Raw genomic sequence first — 15,849 nt, 5'->3', positions numbered from 1 at the left:
CTCATCGCGAGCAAGCTCCCACAGGGTGTTGTATCGGATTCAGGTAGTGTGAACACATCACCATCCCCAGAACTGTAGCCACCAGCCATAACCCACCAGGCTGCTGGCCAAGACCAGGCAGGCCATGGCTGGCCATCGTCGGATCGGTGGAGTCTGCGCCTGCTGCAGGCGTTTGCAGCCCAGCCATAAACTCCAGGCTATCGCCGCTATCAGCAATACGGCCCGAGCCGGTTGTACCCATTCCAGCAGTAGGCCTTCATAGCGCAGCAGCTTGACCGTGGTGGCCGACAAGCCGAGGAACAACCCTGCACCGCCAAGGGGCGTCAGGGTGATGGCTAAGGGCGGATATTGTGTGCTGTCACCCGAGAGGCGTGCCGCCAGGCGCATCAGCAGCATCAGCGAAGTGCCTATCAGTAGCGCACTCATGCCCAGGTACGCGACGATGCAAAAACCATCGAGCCAACTGAAACTGTCATTGAGTTGCGGATAGTGCGTCAACAGCCACCAGGGCGCGTTGTCCTGGAGTGCCCAGAGCCAATCATGACTGACCAGCCATTGGGCCAGGCTTTGCTTGAGGTCGATGAACCATGGGCTGACAGTCCACTGGAAGGCGCCCATGGCCAGGCCGATGACACCGAACAACAGCAAGCGAACATCCCAGGGCGAGAGGGTGTTAGCCGTCGAGTGCAGGATTTCCTCGCTGCTGGAGCGGGCAATCAGGCGCACCGCATCGCGCTGGCCGCTGCAGCGACCACAGGCGTGGCAATCGGCGGCGCCACGCATGCGGCGGATGTCCAGCAGGGGCGCGCAGTTGGGAGGAGGGCGACGCGGTGCGGGGTTTTCCAGCCAGCGTTGTTCGTCCACCTGAAAGTGCACCGGCGCCAAGCGAGCGAGCAGGGAAAAGACGCCGCTGACCGGGCACAGGTAGCGGCACCACACCCGCTTGCCCCGGGCGAACAACAGGCCGACGATCACCGCAGCGACGGTCGAGCCGCCCAGGATCAGCAACGCCGCCTGGGCGTAGTCGTAGACGCTGATCAGTTGACCGTAGAGGGTCGTCAGGCAGAACGCCAAGGTCGGCCAGCCAGCCCAGCGCAAGCCGCGCGGCACCCCTAAGCCCTTGCCGTACTGGCTGGCCCATTCGCTCAAGGCGCCTTCCGGGCACAGCACGCCACACCAGAGCCGCCCGAACAACACGATCGACAGCAACACGAACGGCCACCACAGGCCCCAGAACAGAAACTGCGCCAGCAGCGTGAGATTGTCGAACAGTCGTGCCTGGCCGCTGGGCAATGGCAGCAGGGCCGGCACCACCAGCAGCACCGCGTAGAACAGCACTACCACCCATTGCACGGCACGAATGGTTGCACCGTGGCGCCGCATGCCGTCGCCCAGGCGTTGGAGCCAGGGGGTCAGGTCGGGCATGGCAGGTTTTCCGCCTTGCGTGGCCGCAGCCAGCCCGCGACGACGCCCCAATAGCCCAGCCACACCAGCAGCGTCATCGCACTCGGGCTGGCCCGATACCCGGTGAAGTCCGCCAGGAACCCGCCGAAACCATGGCCGTCATCGAGTATCGCGCTGCTGTCCCACAGCGCGTCGCCAATGGCGCGATACACCGCCTCGGGCCAATCCATCGCGAGCAGTTGCCCGCCGACGCGCTCGATACCGCTGACCAGCAACGCCGCCCCCAACAGCAGCAGGATCGCTTCGCTGATGGCAAAGAAACGCGGCCATGAAATGAACCGGCGGCTGCTGTGCAGCAAGGAGACGGTCAGCAGCGACAGCACCAGCCCGGCCAGCGCGCCCACAGCGAACAAGCCCAGTTGCGGCCCTTGCAGGCGCCCACCGGCACCATACAAGAACACCACGGTTTCACTGCCTTCGCGACTGACCGCCAGCAGGGCCAGCACCAACAGGCCCAGGCCGCCCTGGCGGCTCAGGCGCTGGTCGGCGTGGCGCGCCAGGTCATGCTTGAGCGTCCTTGCGTTTCGATGCATCCAGCCGACCATCTGCACAATCAGCAGGCTGGCGACCAGTGCCAGCGACGCTTGGAACCATTCATTGGCCGTCCCGCTCATGGCCTCGCCGGCCAGCAGGATCAGGCCGGCCAGCACGCCCGAAAGCAACAGGCCCAGCGCCGCGCCGGTCCATACATAGCGCAACAGCTGGCTGGCCTGGTGTTGCCGGCTGACCCAGGCCTGGAGAATCCCGATCACCAACAACGCCTCGACGCTTTCGCGCCATACAATGAACATCGATTGAGTCATGCAAATGCCTCCTGCAGACCAACTACTGAGCGAGAATCCCGCCCTCGGGCAGTTGCGGATTGAATTCGTCGAAAAACGGATAGTGCCCTGGGCGCAGTGGGTGGATGACCACGAAGGTCGTGACACCGGGCGAGAGCACTTTCTCGACGCGCAAAGGCGTGCTTTCGAACTCCGCCGGGCCTTGGCCGATGTTCTTGAGCACGATCTTGAAGCGTTGCCCGGCCGGTACTTCCAGTTGCGACGGCGTGAAATGCCCGTCGCGTATGCTCAGCTCGTAGGTTGGCAGTTCGGCATGGGCGATCGAGGGCAGCAGCAAACCGGCCAGCGTCAGCCAGGCCAGGCGTCGATGAGGCGCGACGTGCCGTGGGCAGGATGAGTGGCGCATGCTCAGTACCCGCCTTTTTTACCGATCCCGGCGTAGACGAATTCGTAATGCAGTTCGCAACGTTCGAACCATGGCGCCACGCCGGTTTCCTTGTCGGTATGACGGCCGAGGGAGCCATGGCCGCCAGGTGGCAGGAGGGTGAACGTCAGTTGATATTTGCCAGGGCCGAGCAGCTTGACGTTGTCGCCATAGTGCGGCCCGTCGTTGGCGACCATGGCGTGGAAGTCACCCTTGAGTTCGGTGTCGTTGCCTTGTTTCTTCAGTTGGAACGACACATTGAGGTAGGGCACGAAACTACCTTCCTGGAAGCCCTGCTTATTGTCCGCCGTGGCGCGGATGTCGGCTTCCAGGTGCACGTCGGAATCGGCAGTGGCGCGCATCATCCCGGCCGGGGCCATTTCAATCGGCTGCAAATACACCGCACCGACCTCCAGTCCCGGGCACAGTTGCGGTTCGCCGATGGGGTATTCCTTGGCCTGGGCCAGCGGTGCGAGAAACAGCAGGGCCAGAGGCAGAGTTGCAAGTGTGCGCATGATGACTTCCTGGTTGGCTAAATGATGGCGCCGAGTCTAGGAAGCTTTGCTGCGAATAATAATGATTCTTGTCAATTTTCAGCGCGAATTTTCCAACAACGAGTGACGACTCGTTCCTGCGCGGTTGTTCTTGATCGCGATCAAGGGGCACGGCGCCCCGACGCGGTAGGGTGCGGGTACACCCATCCGTTATACGGGGTCGTCATGGCAAAGCCCTTTCCCATCAGTCCCAAACATCCCGAGCGCATTTGCTGGGGGTGTGATCGCTACTGTCCAACCAGTGCGCTGGCCTGCGGCAACGGTGCCGATCGAACGATGCATCCGGCTGAGATGATTGGGGAGGATTGGTATCTGCACGGGGATTGGGGGTTGGAGCTGCTCGATATCACCGCCAAGGTCATCGATCCAAGCGCCACTCACCCGAAGGAATGAAATAAACCTGTGGTGAGGGGCACCTGTGGTGAGGGGATTTATCCCCGCTCGGTTGCGCAGCAACCGCAAAATCTTGGGACTGCTGCGCAGTCCAGCGGGGATAAATCCCCTCGCCACATTTAGAACCCAGCAAACCTCGATGGCTTTACCAAGCAGGGATATCTACAACTTGGGCAACTGCCCGATCCGCCCCATCATCTCGGTCACGATCTGCAAGTCCAACAGGAACTGCTCGACCGTCTTGAACTCGTTGTCGTTGTGACCGGTGTACTTGACGTCGGGCATGGCCAGGCCGAATTGCACGCCATTGGGCAAGTCATGAACCGAAGTGGCGCCGGCAGAGGTGCCGTATTTGTGTTCCATGCCCAGGTTTTCACTTGCCACGGCCAGCAGTGCCTTGACCCATTCCCCCTCGGGGTTGCGGTACATCGGCTCGTCAATGGAATAGTCGAAGGCCACCGCGACGTGGGACTTCTTGCTCCAGGCGGCCAGTTTGTCGGCGATTTCAGTCTTGAGGGCTGCTGTGGTCTTGCCCACTGGCACTCGCAGGTTGACCGCCAACTTGAAGGTCTTCTCGTCCATGCCGACGTAGGTCAGGGACGCGGTCAGCGGGCCCATGAAAGCATCGGAAAAACCAATTCCCAGTTTGCTGCCCAGATAGTCCAGGCCCCAGTTGTCGGCGGCATAGCGGGCGGCGTCGGTGATGTGGTTGCGTTTGAGCGCGACCTTGCCGTCCAGGCCATGGATGAAGTCCAGCATCCTTGCTACCGGGTTGACGCCTGACTCGGGTTCGGAGGAGTGGGCGGACACGCCAGTGAAGGTCAGTTGGACATCCTTGCCGACAACCTGGCTGGCCACCTCGAAGTGACCGCCATTGCGCTTGGCATAGTCGGTACCGGCCTTGAGCAGGCTGGTAGCCAATTCGGCGGGCTTGTCGCTGGCGAAGGTGGCAACGGACGTCGACGGAATCTGATTGGTCGCCAGGCCGCCCGTCAGCGCGGTAATTTCTGCCCCCTTGCCCTGTGCAGCGCGTCGGGTAAAGTTCGCCATGATGGTGCCATAGCCTTTCTCGGCGATCACTACGGGGTAGCCGCCATCCAGCGCCAGGTTGTAGTTGGGCGTCGGGTTGCGTTCGAAGTAATAGGGGATGGCGTCGCCAGTGGTTTCCTCGGTGGTGTCGACCAGCAGCTTGAAGTTGCGCGCCAGCGGCAGTTTCTCTTCCTTGATGATTTTCATGGCATAGAGCGCGACCACGATGCCGTTCTTGTCGTCCTCGGTACCGCGGCCATACATGCGGTCGCCCACCAGGGTGACCTTGAACGGGTCGAGGCGGGTGCCATCTTTCAACACCCAGTTTTCCGGCGTTACCGGCACCACGTCGGCATGGGCGTGAATGCCGACGACTTCGTCACCGCCGCCTTCGAGGGAAATCTCATAGACGCGGTTGTCGACATTGCGGAAGTTGAGGTTGAACGCTTCGGCGAGGCTTTTGATCTTGTCGGCGATCTTGAGAAATTCCGGGTTCTCGTGCTGGGCGACGCCGTCCTTGCGAAAAGTCGGGATGGCGACCAGTTCCTTCAGCGTCTCGGTGGCCGCTTGGCCGTATTTCACTCGGGCATAGAGACCCAACAGGCGATGGATTTCATTCTGCTGTTCAGCGGAAAGGGTTTTGTTGCCTTGGAACGCGCTGATGGCCGGGCCGAGGTTCGCGGCTTTGCCCGGGTCGCTCTTGGCCACGTCGGCCAGGAACTGCCTGAAATCGGTGACAGAGGTGTTGGAGAAGGTTTTGACGATGGCTGCGCCCTGTTGGGCGGTGATGTTGGCGAATGCTGGTGTGGTGATCGAAGCGAGGCTGGACAGCAGCAGGGTGGTCACTGCCAGATGTTTGAGCGAGAAGTCCATTGCTGGGCATTCCTTTGCAGGCGGTAGGAGACAAGTGTCTGATTTGATGACACAAACGCTTGCAACCTAACACCGCGAGGAAAGGGTGGGGGAGTCCTGCAGGAAAATCTGTCGCACAGCGAAGCAAAAACGGCGCAGAAATAAAAAAAATGGCGCAGGGCCATCAAACACCCGAGAACCCATGTGGCAGCGAGCTTGCTCGCGAAGGCGGCGATACATTCAGCCTCAATGCAAGCAGGCCCACCGCTATCGCGAGCAAGCTCGCTGCCATAGGAGCGCATTGCTTAATGCGGTGCGCGGGGGATCGTCTTGAGCAGGTCTTCAGGGCTGATGTGGCCGACCACGGGCTGCGCCGTGCTGCCAGGCAACGGCAGGTCGAGGATGTGTCCCTTGATCTTGCCGACCACATGCATTTCGCAGGGTTTGCAATCGAACTTCAACGTCAGCACTTCATCACCGTGTACCAGCTGCATCGGCGCCACCTTGGTGCGCACGCCAGTGACCCCCTTGGCCTGCTTGGGGCAGAGGTTGAACGAGAAGCGCAGGCAGTGCTTGGTGATCATCACCGGCACTTCTCCCGTTTCCTCGTGGGCCTCGAACGCCGCGTCGATCAGCTTGACGCCGTGACGATGATAGAAGTCCCGGGCCTTCTGGTTGTAGACGTTGGCCAGGAACGACAGGTGCGATTCCGGGTACACCGGCGGCGGGTTGGTCTCGGCCTTGCGGCCACCGCGTGGGTGGGCTTTGATGCGGGCGCTGGTCAGGGCCTCGATGGCTTCGCGGCGCAAGGCCTTGAGCTGCGAGTTGGGGACGAAGAACGCCTGGGGCGCATCCAGCTCGATCGCGGTGGCGTGGTATTCGGTGGTGCCCAGTTGGCCGAGCAGGTCGTGCAATTGCTCCAGGGCCTGTTCCGGCTTGTTGGCCTGGCCGAACGGTCCGTCCAGGGCGACGCTGGCGCTGATGCCTTCTTCGCTGGTGGCGGTCAGTTCCAGGCGCTCTTCGCGCAGGCGCGCAACCCAGGCCAGGCCGACGCGGCGTTCGGAGGAGGTCTTGAGCAACGCTTGCTGCCAGTTGTGGTCCAGGTTGCGGCTCAACGGGTGGTTGGGGCGCAACTGGTACATGCCGGCCGGCATCTCGTTGGGTTCGACACGGTAGCGGTAACGCTTCTGGCCGTCCTCTTCGAACTCACCCTTGGGCTCGGCGATGTTGGCGCGGAAACCGACGACTTCGCGCTTGACCAGCACATTGAGGCCGTCGCCGTTGGACAGCGGATCGAAGGTCACCACTTGCAGGTCACGTTTGCCGACTTTTTCCACCACGCCCACCGGCACGCCCGTAAAGGTCGGCGAATCGAAGGCGCCGATGTCGACCTTGCGTTCGCTGACGAAATAGTCGGTGCTGCCACGGTGGAAGGTCTTGTCCGGGTCGGGGACGAAGAAGTGCGCGGTGCGGCCGCTGGACGCGCGGGCCAGGTCCGGACGGTCTTCGAGGACATCGTCCAGGCGCTGGCGGTAATAGGCGGTGATGTTCTTCACATAACCCATGTCCTTGTAGCGGCCTTCGATCTTGAATGAACGCACGCCGGCTTCGACCAGGGCGCGGATGTTGGCGCTCTGGTTGTTGTCTTTCATCGACAGTAGGTGTTTTTCGTAGGCGACTACCCGACCCTGGTCGTCCTTGAGGGTGTAGGGCAGGCGGCAGGCCTGGGAGCAGTCGCCACGGTTGGCGCTGCGGCCGTTCTGGGCGTGGGAGATGTTGCACTGGCCGGAAAACGCCACGCACAGCGCGCCGTGGATGAAGAACTCGATGGCCGCCTCGGTCTCGTCGGCGATGGCGCGGATTTCCTGCAGGTTCAGCTCACGGGCCAAGACCAGTTGCGAGAAACCAGCCTGGTCGAGGAACTTCGCTCGGGCCAGGGTACGGATGTCGGTCTGGGTGCTGGCGTGCAGCTCGATGGGTGGAATATCCAGCTCCATTACCCCCAGGTCCTGGACGATCAGCGCATCGACGCCGGCATCGTACAACTGGTGGATCAGTTGGCGGGCTGGCTCCAACTCATTGTCGTGCAGGATGGTGTTGATGGTCGTGAACACACGGGCGTGGTAGCGATGGGCGAACTCCACCAGCCGGGCAATATCGCCCACTTCGTTGCAGGCGTTGTGACGTGCGCCGAAACTCGGGCCACCGATGTAGACGGCGTCGGCGCCATGCAGGATGGCCTCGCGGGCGATGGTCACGTCGCGGGCGGGGCTGAGCAATTCCAGATGATGTTTGGGCAAGGACATTTGTTTTTAGTCAGGCTGGTCACGGTCGAAGCGAGCATTGTAGCCGCCAGGCGCCTTGCAGGCACCTGTGGACTTGGGTTAGCACGACCTTGACCGATACGCGGCGGTCCTGCTGGGGTCACCCAGGCGTCGAGCCGGCGCTGCACCAGCGGTTGCGCCCGGTGTTCTTGGCCAGGTACAGGAAGGCGTCCGCGGCCCTGATCAGCATGGCCGGGGTGACGTCCTCGCCGCTCGGCTGGCAGGTGGTGACGCCCGCGCTGATGGTCACGATGCCCAAGGGATGGTCGCCATGTTCAATGTTCAAGGCCCTGACCGCTTCGAGGATTTGCTGCACGACCCTGGTGGCGCCGGCGCTGTCGGTGTTTGGCAGCAGCACGGTGAACTCTTCACCGCCGTAGCGGACAGCCAGGTCGCCCGGCCGCTTGATGGTCTGCCTGAGCGCGGCTGCAATCGCCCGCAGGCAATCGTCCCCGGCGGCATGGCCGTATCTGTCGTTGAAACGCTTGAAGTAATCGACGTCGAGCATGATCAGGGCCAGGGACGAACCCTGGCGCCTGGCCAGGCGGATCTCATCGGCCAGGGCGATGTCCAGCCGCCTGCGGTTGCCCAGCCCGGTCAGGCTGTCGGTCAGCGCCATGTCGCGCATGGCCTGGTGGGCGCTGCGAATCTGCTTCTCCATGGCCATGCGGTAGCGCAGTTGGCTCAACACGATGAGCCCGAAGCCCACCAGTATCGCGATCAGGAAAATCAGCACCAAACCGGTCTTGAACAGGTCGCGGCGCCAGGGCGCGATGATCGATTCGCGGGACAAGCCGGCTTCCACCACCAGCGGGTAAGTGGTCAGCGCCCGGTAGCCGTATAGGCGCTCGGTGTCGTCGACGACGGCCTTGGCTTCGGCAACCCCTTGGTTGGAGGTGGGTAAATGTTCTCTGAAAATCACGCTGTTAACCAGGCTCTTGCCAATCACCGAAGCGACGAAGGGACGTCGGACCAGGATCGTTCCGCTGCGCTTGGCCAGGACCAGCGCGCCTTTGCCATCGATCTTGAAGTCGCCGTAGTAGTCGACGAAATAGCTCACCTTCACTGTTCCCAGCAATACGCCGGCAAACGAGCCATCGGGGTTGTTCAGGCGGCGGGAAATGGGGATGATCAGGTCATTGGTGGAACGGCTCTTGACGACGTCACCGATGCGCACGCCTTGATCCTTGTGGGTGCGGTGGTATTGGAAGTAATCGCGGTCGGCGTTGTTCGCCATTTCCGGGATCGTCTCCTTGTCCGTCACCAGCCATTGGCCGTCCGGGCCATAGATAAACAACCCGTGCAGTTGCGGCATGATGGCGGCCTGCTGCACCAATAGTTTATGGATGCGTGGGATATCCATGTTCTGCAGGCTATCGCCCTCCACCCGTTCGGCGAGGGCGGCGGTGACCACATCCACTTGTCGAATGGTGTCTTCAGCGTGCTGGGCCGTCGCCCGCGCCAGGTTCGTCACTGAATCCCGGGCAGATGCAAAAGCGGCGCGGTAGTCGCGCCAGGTCCGCCAACCTTCGACGGCCAGGAAGGCCACAACCACCACCAGCATGAAGCTCACGGTGAGCCGCAACGCCGCTCCGGCCTGGGCGCTCTGAGGAGAAAAGACCTCATCAGTGTTTTCAATCTTTGGCTCTGGCCGTTTGCGTCCGAGCATCAACATTTCCTTTTACGACGGGTCTGCACACTATTGATGCGCAGCCTATCTTATTCGATTTCAGCACGTTAGCTCGCTACGACGAGGCAGGTACAACCGGCGACACACGATTGGGGAGAGAGGTTTCATGAAAGTTGGCGTCATTTCCGACACCCATGGTCTGCTCCGCCCGCAAGCGCTGGCAGCATTGGAGGGGTGTGAGCGTATCATCCATGCCGGTGACATCGGCAGCCCCGAGATCCTGGATCAATTGGCGTCGATTGCGCCATTGCACGTGGTGCGCGGCAATAACGACCTAGGGGCAGATTGGGCTGGGCCGCTTGCTGACAGACTGCAATTCGACCTGTGCGGATGGCAGGTCTTGCTGGTTCACGACATTGCCGATGTACAGGACTCGCTCGACCCGGGCGTGAACTGGGTGATCAGCGGCCATTCCCACAAGCCGGGCATCGAGTGGCGTGGCGATCGGCTGTACCTAAACCCTGGCAGCGCCGGCCGGCGGCGGTTTACGCTGCCGGTGACGCTGGCGTTGGTCGAGGTGAGCGCTGGCGCGATCGAGCCGCGGCTGGTCCAGTTGCTGGAGTGATGGACACGCTTACTTGAAGTATTTGTCGACGTAGGAGCCAGCGTTTCCAGTGCCAGGAATTGTGTGAGCTGAGCTTTCGCTGTTATCTGGCCGTGCACTCCAGCGAATGGGAGCTGCTCGCGTCGCGCCTGACGCTGGAGGACGATGAGTTCGCGTATGGCAACACGCTGGATTTGCTCACCGCAGAGCCCGACCTGGTAGGGCTTTATGTGGCCGGTGGTGGTATCGCCGGCGTATTGCGGGCCTTGCGTAGCCTCCAGAAACAGAAGATTCGCTTGCCTGTGGTGGTGTGCCATGACCTGACGCCGTTGACACGCGAGACGTTGAAGACGGGGCTGGTCCAGGCGGTGCTGTCTCATCCCGTCGTGACCATGGCCGAACAGGCAGTCGAAGCCTTGGTCGAGGTAGCAACTACCACCTCGCCAGGCCCGGCGCCGAGGCGGGTGGTGCCGCTTCAGGTTGATGTAGCGGAAAGCGTATAGCTGCACTAAACCTGTACAAAATTAAAATTATGTACAATTATCAGGGTTCCCTTGATAAGCGGGTAACGCCTTCATGGCCCGGTCGTTCGCGCTCAGGAAAAGCCTGGTCGCCATAGCGCTTTGCATGTTTACGCTTTATTGCCCCCAAGCCTTGTCAGACTGGCGCGGCGTATTGGCAGGCACGCGCCTGATTGGGCAAGCCGATTTCGACTGGTATGGGTTCGACCTCTATCAGGCCAGGCTCTGGAGCGCGGCCGCTGCGCCAAGCCTGGAAACGGCATTTGCCCTGGAACTCAATTACCGACGTGCCATCGACAGAGAATCTCTGGTCGAAACGAGCCTGAAGGAAATGCAACGTCTCAACGGTGCGCCCTTGGACGCCAAGCGCCGGGACGAATGGGCCGCTCAAATGCGCCGTGCCTTTATTGATGTGAAACCTGGAAGCCGTATCACTGGCCTGTACCTACCGGGGCAGGGCTGTCGTTTCTACGTGGGTGAAAAACTGTCTCTGGCGGTCACGGACCCGCTATTCGCCCGGGCTTTTTTTGCCATCTGGCTCGATCCTCGAACTCGAGAGCCTGATCTTCGAAATCAATTACTTGGAATCCAAACCTCAAGTGAAAGGAGAGAAAATCAGTGAGGCATTTTTTGATGGCGTTGCTGCTGATCCTGGGCCTGACCAGTTGCGGGAATGTGAATGTCGAACGTTATACCGACCAGCAACCCCGACTGGATCTGGAGCGCTTTTTCAGCCAACCCGTCAGGGCCTGGGGGATCTATCAAAAGCGTTCGGGCGAAGTGATCAAGCGCTTTGAGGTGGACATTTCCAGTCGTCACGAGGGAGAGCACCTGATCCTTGATGAGCGCTTTCTCTATAGCGACGGCAGCCGTCAGCGACGGGTCTGGACACTGACTCCCGAGGGACCCGGCCTGTGGCGTGGTCGCGCTGACGATGTGATCGGCCTGGCGCGCGGAGAAGTGGCCGGCAATGCCCTGCGCTGGCGTTATCGGTTGAACCTGCCGGTTGATGGCTCGACCTACGAGGTGGAGTTTGATGACTGGATGTACCTGATGGATGAGGACACACTGATCAATCGCTCCAGCATGAGCAAGCTGGGTGTCGAATTAGGGCAGGTGACCCTGTTTTTCCGTCGTCAGGCCGTGGGCTCGCCATGAACTTGCATGCGCTCACGGAGTTGGCCGTCGACGGGCGGGTCCACGAACTGGAGTTGTTGTCACTGGAGGGTGGCATCTACGTATTGCGCGCCCGACTGGACGGTGGCCTGCGTACGTTGCTCGATGAGTCTGGAAAGACTTTGCCTATCCGTTCCACCACCCATCTGCGTGAGCTGCTGCGTTTCGTCCCGCGGCTGCCCTGCACGCTGGTGCAACAGGTTGTCCATGATGAGATGTGCGGCCAGCGCGAGGGGCCGATCGAGCCCCTGCGCATGCCGCTTTTCCTCGATGAGCCCTGGTAGCCACGGCGTTCTGGGGCCCATTCAGTTCGGCTCGGCCAGACGCAGCGCCAGGGGTAGCCATAGTGCCCATAGCGGTGCCAGGAACAGCGCGGTGCCAACGCTCCCCAGTGGCAAGGCGACGTCCGCCAGTGGTGCCCCCACGCAATAAGCCAGCGGGCCACCGACCAAGCCCAGCAATACGCCGCGCGATACTGGCCGCATGGCCCAGGCCAGGCTATGACGCAGGCCTGTGGCAAACACCAGCCAGAGCAGCGCCAGCCAGAGCGGCAGTGGGGTTTGCTTGAATATGAACAAGCCCTGCGTACCCAGGCTCCAGTCCAGCAGCATGCCACTGAGCCCGACACGCATCATCGCAAACAGCTCGGCCCGAGGAGCAGGACACAGCCACAGGTGGGCCAGCAATCCGATGACCACCAATAATAGCCACCACGGATCCCGTGCCCCGAGCACACAGCCCCACCAACCCAGTTGCAACCAGAGGGCATTGACGATCCGGCCGGTGCGGCTCATCACGTAGCCTGGTACTCCAGCAGGGCGGCTCGACGGGTGCCGGGCCCCGCGAAGAGCAGTTGGGCCACGCCGATGGCACGCTCGATGAATCCACCTTCGCAGTAGCACATGTAGAACTCCCACAGGCGCTGGAAGGTTTCGTCGTAGCCCAACTGCGCCAATGCCTGGTGCGATTGGCGAAAGTTGTCGTGCCAGTGCCGCAGTGTGCGGGCGTAGTGCGCCCCGAAATCCTCGAGATGCAGGAGGTTGAGTGGCGTCTGGGTGCTGGCAGTCTTCAGCAGGATCGACAGTGACGGTAACGCGCCACCGGGAAAGACATGGCGCTGGATAAAGTCGACCGAGCGTCGGGCCTGCTCATAACGCTGGTCGCGGATGGTGATTGATTGCAGCAGCATCAGCCCGTCGTCCTTGAGCAACGCGGCGCAGCGCCGGAAGTACTCGGGTAGATAGCGATGCCCGACGGCTTCGATCATTTCAATGGACACCAGCTTGTCGTAGCGCCCTTGCAAGTCACGGTAGTCCTTGCGCAACACTTGAACCTGCTGTTGCAGGCCCAATTCTTCGACACGTCGACAAGTGTGGGTGTATTGCTCCAGGGACAGCGTGGTGGTGGTCACCTTGCAGCCGTAATGGCTGGCTGCGTAGATGGCGAGGCTGCCCCAGCCCGTGCCGATTTCCAGCAAATGGTCGCCGGGGCGCAGGTCGAGTTTGCGGCAGATACGGGCGAGCTTGTTGAGCTGGGCTTCTTCCAGGCTTTGTTCGGGGCTTTCGAACAGGGCGGCTGAATACATCATGGTGGGGTCGAGCAGGCGCTCGAACAGAGCATTGCCCAAGTCATAATGGGCAATGATATTGCGCCGTGAACCCCGTCGACTGTTGCGGTTGAGCCAGTGCAGCCAGCGCAACAGCGGGCGGCCGATGCGTGCCAGGCCGCTGTCCATGGCATCGAGCACATCCAGGTTGGCAACGAACAGGCGCGTGACCGCCGTCAGGTCGCCGCTGCGCCAGTAGCCGTGGACATAAGCCTCGCCGGCCCCGATGGAACCGTTGCTGGCAACCATGCCCCAGACAGCGTCGTCGAGGATTTCCACCTCTGCCTGCAAGGGGCTGGCCAGGTCGCCGAAGCTCAATGGCTCGCCATTCAATAGCAGTCGCAGGTGGCCGTGACGCAGGCGGCGTAACTGACCCAGCACGGCTTGCTTGAAAAAGCCCCCGTTAAAGAAGCTGTAACTACCAGCCTTGGTAGCGCTCAGGGTCGGTTCGGGCATGATGGGGATCCTTATAAGCGGTTTGACCCAGACTCAGGCCGTCGTCGCTGGCCTGATGGGTGTAGAGGGGCGTGCGTTTGAAAAGCAGGCGCAGGGCTTGCCAGTAAATGGCGCTTACGGTGCGCAGGCTCATCCAGGGGAAAGCCAGGACATGTCGGCGCAGCGAAGAGGCGTCGAGGGGTTGGCGCTTGAGCGCCAGGTCCGCCTCGAACACCTTGTGGCCGTCGCGCCAGTTCTCCATGCGTATGCGGATGTGCGTGTCCTGGATCAGGAACGCCATGTGATAGTCCATCTCCCGTGACAGGAACGGCGATACGTGAAACGCCTTGGCCACCTTGAAGGCACAGGGCTCGCCAGGCGGTACCGGCAATACATAGTGATGGCGCTCGCGCCACGGCGTGTTGCGCACTTCACACAGGATTGCCGCCAGGCGTCCGTTGGTTTCATGGCAGAAATAGAAGCTCACCGGGTTGAACGACAGCCCCCAGCTGCGCGGTTGAGTCAGCAGGTGAATCGCCCCTTGGGGAGCGGCACCCAGGGCTTCGTCGAGGATCTGGCGCACGGCGTCGACCAGGGGTACCCCAAGGCGGGTGCGCGATGGCAGATAATCGTGCTCGCGCCAGCACAGGGGGGCCCAAGACCAGGTTCGCAGCAGGCGCGATAACCCCAGCATGTGTTCCTGTTCGGAGAGGTCCACGTAAAGCATGCCGATCCGATAGCGGAAGGCGTGGATTCGCGGCGTATGGCGCCGATGATCAATCCAGCCACGACACACACTGCTATTCAAAGCTGTTCTCCGAAATACTTCGCCACGTCGAGCGCACTGACCACGCCATCTTCATGGAAGCCGTTGGCCCAGTACGCGCCGCAGAAATAGCTGTGCTGATGGCCTTGCAGATCACCTTGGCGGGCCTGGGCGGCAATGGCTGCGAGGCTGTACTGAGGGTGTGCATAATCGAAGCGTGCAAGCACCTTGGCCGGATCGACCGCGTTGCCCTGGTTGAGGCTTACGCAGAAGGTCACCGGGGCATCCAGGCCCTGGAGCAGGTTCATGTTGTAGGTCACTGCGGCAGGTGCTTGCGCAGGGCCGCCGAGGCGATAGTTCCAGCTCGCCCAGGCCTGGGGTCGCAGGGGCAGCAGGCGGGTGTCGGTGTGCAGCAGCACTTCATTGCTGGCGTAGGTCAGGGCGCCGAGTACTTCACGCTCAGCCATGCTTGGCGCCTCGAGCAGGGCGAGGGCCTGGTCGCTGTGACAGGCGAACACCACCTTATCGAAATGCTCGGTGCCAGCGCTGCTGGTCACGCTGACCCCGGCAGCGTTGCGACTGACACACTGCACTGCACAATTGAGCCGGATATGTTCGCGAAAGGCTGTACACATAGGCTCGATGTAACCACGTGAGCCGCCGGCGATCACGCGCCATTGAGGGCGCTGATTGACCGACATGAGGCCGTGGTTATGGCAGAAGCGCACAAAGAACTCGAGCGGGAACGCCAGCATCCCGGCTGGCGACATCGACCAGATAGCTGCGCCCATGGGCACGATGTAGTGATCGATGAAACGTTGGCCATACCCTTGGCTGTGCAGGTAGTCGCCGAGCCGGGCGCTGCGGTCGATGCGCTGCGCCTGCAGGTCGGCGGTGGCCTGTCGATTGAACCTGAGTATGTCCCACAGCATGCCCCAGAACCCGGGCGAAAATAGATTGCGGCGGCGGGCGAACAGGCTGCGCAGGGTGTGGCCCTTATACTCCTGGCCGGTGGCCGGATCATGCACGGAGAAGCTCATTTCAGTGGGCCGAGACGCGACGCCCAACTGGTCCAGTAGACGGATGAAATTCGGGTAGGTCCAGTCGTTGTACACAATGAAGCCTGTGTCTACGCCATAGCGTTGCCCCTGCCAATCGACATCCACGGTGTGGGTGTGGCCACCGATCCTGTCGTCGGCCTCGTACAGGGTAATCTGGTGCCTGCGGGCCAACAGGTAAGCACATGTCAGCCCGGAAATGCCGCTGCCGATGATCGCGATGCGCATGCT

Annotated in this window: 16 protein-coding genes and 1 pseudogene; 6 read left to right on the top strand and 11 right to left on the bottom strand. The window is 61.6% G+C overall.

Going from position 1 to position 15,849, the window contains the following annotated elements:
• Positions 1-57: 57 nt before the first annotated feature.
• Genes TK06_RS06930 through TK06_RS06915 form a run of 4 tightly spaced genes read right to left on the bottom strand, consistent with a single transcriptional unit; the run spans position 58 to position 3,185 of the window.
• Entirely contained in the window at positions 58-1,425 is a 1,368-nt protein-coding gene (locus TK06_RS06930) for a 4Fe-4S binding protein (protein ID WP_063321430.1), read from the bottom strand.
• The gene (locus tag TK06_RS06925; RefSeq protein ID WP_063321429.1) at positions 1,413-2,267 is read right to left on the bottom strand and encodes an FTR1 family iron permease; all 855 of its coding nucleotides are present in this window, start codon (positions 2,265-2,267) and stop codon (positions 1,413-1,415) included. The genes TK06_RS06930 and TK06_RS06925 overlap by 13 nt, the downstream gene beginning before the upstream one ends.
• 22 nt (positions 2,268-2,289) lie before the next feature.
• Positions 2,290-2,652 carry a cupredoxin domain-containing protein gene (locus TK06_RS06920; protein WP_063321428.1) on the bottom strand — a complete coding sequence of 121 codons (363 nt, stop codon included), beginning with the start codon at positions 2,650-2,652 and terminating at the stop codon, positions 2,290-2,292.
• A gap of 2 nt (positions 2,653-2,654) precedes the next feature.
• Positions 2,655-3,185, bottom strand: coding sequence for an iron transporter (locus TK06_RS06915; RefSeq protein ID WP_063321427.1), 531 nt, complete (start codon positions 3,183-3,185; stop codon positions 2,655-2,657).
• Positions 3,186-3,389: 204 nt separating this feature from the next.
• Between TK06_RS06915 and TK06_RS06910 the strand changes: the two genes are divergently transcribed.
• On the top strand, positions 3,390-3,617 hold the full coding sequence (locus tag TK06_RS06910) for a DUF3079 domain-containing protein (protein ID WP_063321426.1): 228 nt from the start codon (positions 3,390-3,392) through the stop codon (positions 3,615-3,617).
• Positions 3,618-3,779: 162 nt separating this feature from the next.
• On the opposite strand, the gene TK06_RS06905 is transcribed toward TK06_RS06910, so the two are convergent.
• The 3 genes from TK06_RS06905 to TK06_RS06895 all read right to left on the bottom strand — a co-directional run bounded on the left by TK06_RS06905 (position 3,780) and on the right by TK06_RS06895 (position 9,491).
• The gene (locus TK06_RS06905; RefSeq protein ID WP_063321425.1) at positions 3,780-5,519 is read right to left on the bottom strand and encodes a dipeptidase; all 1,740 of its coding nucleotides are present in this window, start codon (positions 5,517-5,519) and stop codon (positions 3,780-3,782) included.
• Between the two features lie 284 nt (positions 5,520-5,803).
• Positions 5,804-7,804 (bottom strand): peptidase U32 family protein, encoded by a 2,001-nt coding sequence (locus TK06_RS06900; RefSeq protein WP_063321424.1) that lies wholly within the window; start codon positions 7,802-7,804, stop codon positions 5,804-5,806.
• Between the two features lie 118 nt (positions 7,805-7,922).
• Entirely contained in the window at positions 7,923-9,491 is a 1,569-nt protein-coding gene (locus TK06_RS06895) for a sensor domain-containing diguanylate cyclase (protein ID WP_063321423.1), read from the bottom strand.
• Between the two features lie 127 nt (positions 9,492-9,618).
• On the opposite strand from TK06_RS06895, the gene TK06_RS06890 reads away from it, so the two are divergent.
• From TK06_RS06890 to TK06_RS06870, 5 genes and pseudogenes are all read left to right on the top strand, one after another.
• On the top strand, positions 9,619-10,077 hold the full coding sequence (locus tag TK06_RS06890) for a metallophosphoesterase family protein (RefSeq protein ID WP_063321422.1): 459 nt from the start codon (positions 9,619-9,621) through the stop codon (positions 10,075-10,077).
• Positions 10,078-10,112: 35 nt separating this feature from the next.
• A pseudogene (locus tag TK06_RS06885) lies at positions 10,113-10,559 on the top strand (substrate-binding domain-containing protein); the annotation flags it as partial.
• Between the two features lie 73 nt (positions 10,560-10,632).
• A complete protein-coding gene (locus TK06_RS06880; RefSeq protein WP_063321421.1) occupies positions 10,633-11,199 on the top strand; it encodes a chalcone isomerase family protein in 567 nt (188 codons plus the stop codon).
• Positions 11,200-11,210: 11 nt separating this feature from the next.
• Positions 11,211-11,735, top strand: a complete 525-nt coding sequence (locus tag TK06_RS06875) for a DUF3833 domain-containing protein (protein ID WP_063321420.1) — start codon at positions 11,211-11,213, stop codon at positions 11,733-11,735.
• Positions 11,732-12,037, top strand: a complete 306-nt coding sequence (locus TK06_RS06870) for a DUF6482 family protein (protein WP_063321419.1) — start codon at positions 11,732-11,734, stop codon at positions 12,035-12,037. Before TK06_RS06875 ends, TK06_RS06870 begins: the two co-directional genes overlap by 4 nt.
• Before the next feature lie 21 nt (positions 12,038-12,058).
• Here the strand turns inward: TK06_RS06870 and TK06_RS06865 are convergent, their stop codons facing one another.
• From TK06_RS06865 to TK06_RS06850, 4 genes are read right to left on the bottom strand one after another with little or no spacing between them, the layout of a single operon-like run.
• On the bottom strand, positions 12,059-12,547 hold the full coding sequence (locus TK06_RS06865; protein ID WP_063321418.1) for a DUF2878 domain-containing protein: 489 nt from the start codon (positions 12,545-12,547) through the stop codon (positions 12,059-12,061).
• On the bottom strand, positions 12,547-13,815 hold the full coding sequence (locus TK06_RS06860; protein ID WP_063321417.1) for an SAM-dependent methyltransferase: 1,269 nt from the start codon (positions 13,813-13,815) through the stop codon (positions 12,547-12,549). Before TK06_RS06860 ends, TK06_RS06865 begins: the two co-directional genes overlap by 1 nt.
• Positions 13,778-14,602 carry a DUF1365 domain-containing protein gene (locus TK06_RS06855; RefSeq protein ID WP_063321416.1) on the bottom strand — a complete coding sequence of 275 codons (825 nt, stop codon included), beginning with the start codon at positions 14,600-14,602 and terminating at the stop codon, positions 13,778-13,780. Before TK06_RS06855 ends, TK06_RS06860 begins: the two co-directional genes overlap by 38 nt.
• Positions 14,599-15,846, bottom strand: a complete 1,248-nt coding sequence (locus tag TK06_RS06850; RefSeq protein WP_063321415.1) for an NAD(P)/FAD-dependent oxidoreductase — start codon at positions 15,844-15,846, stop codon at positions 14,599-14,601. The genes TK06_RS06855 and TK06_RS06850 overlap by 4 nt, the downstream gene beginning before the upstream one ends.
• Positions 15,847-15,849: the final 3 nt, after the last annotated feature.

The sequence above is a fragment of the Pseudomonas fluorescens genome (assembly GCF_001623525.1).
GTDB classification, from domain to species: domain Bacteria; phylum Pseudomonadota; class Gammaproteobacteria; order Pseudomonadales; family Pseudomonadaceae; genus Aquipseudomonas; species Aquipseudomonas fluorescens_Q.
The sequence above is the reverse complement of the archived record's forward strand: the minus strand, read 5'-3'. Positions and strand labels throughout refer to the sequence as shown.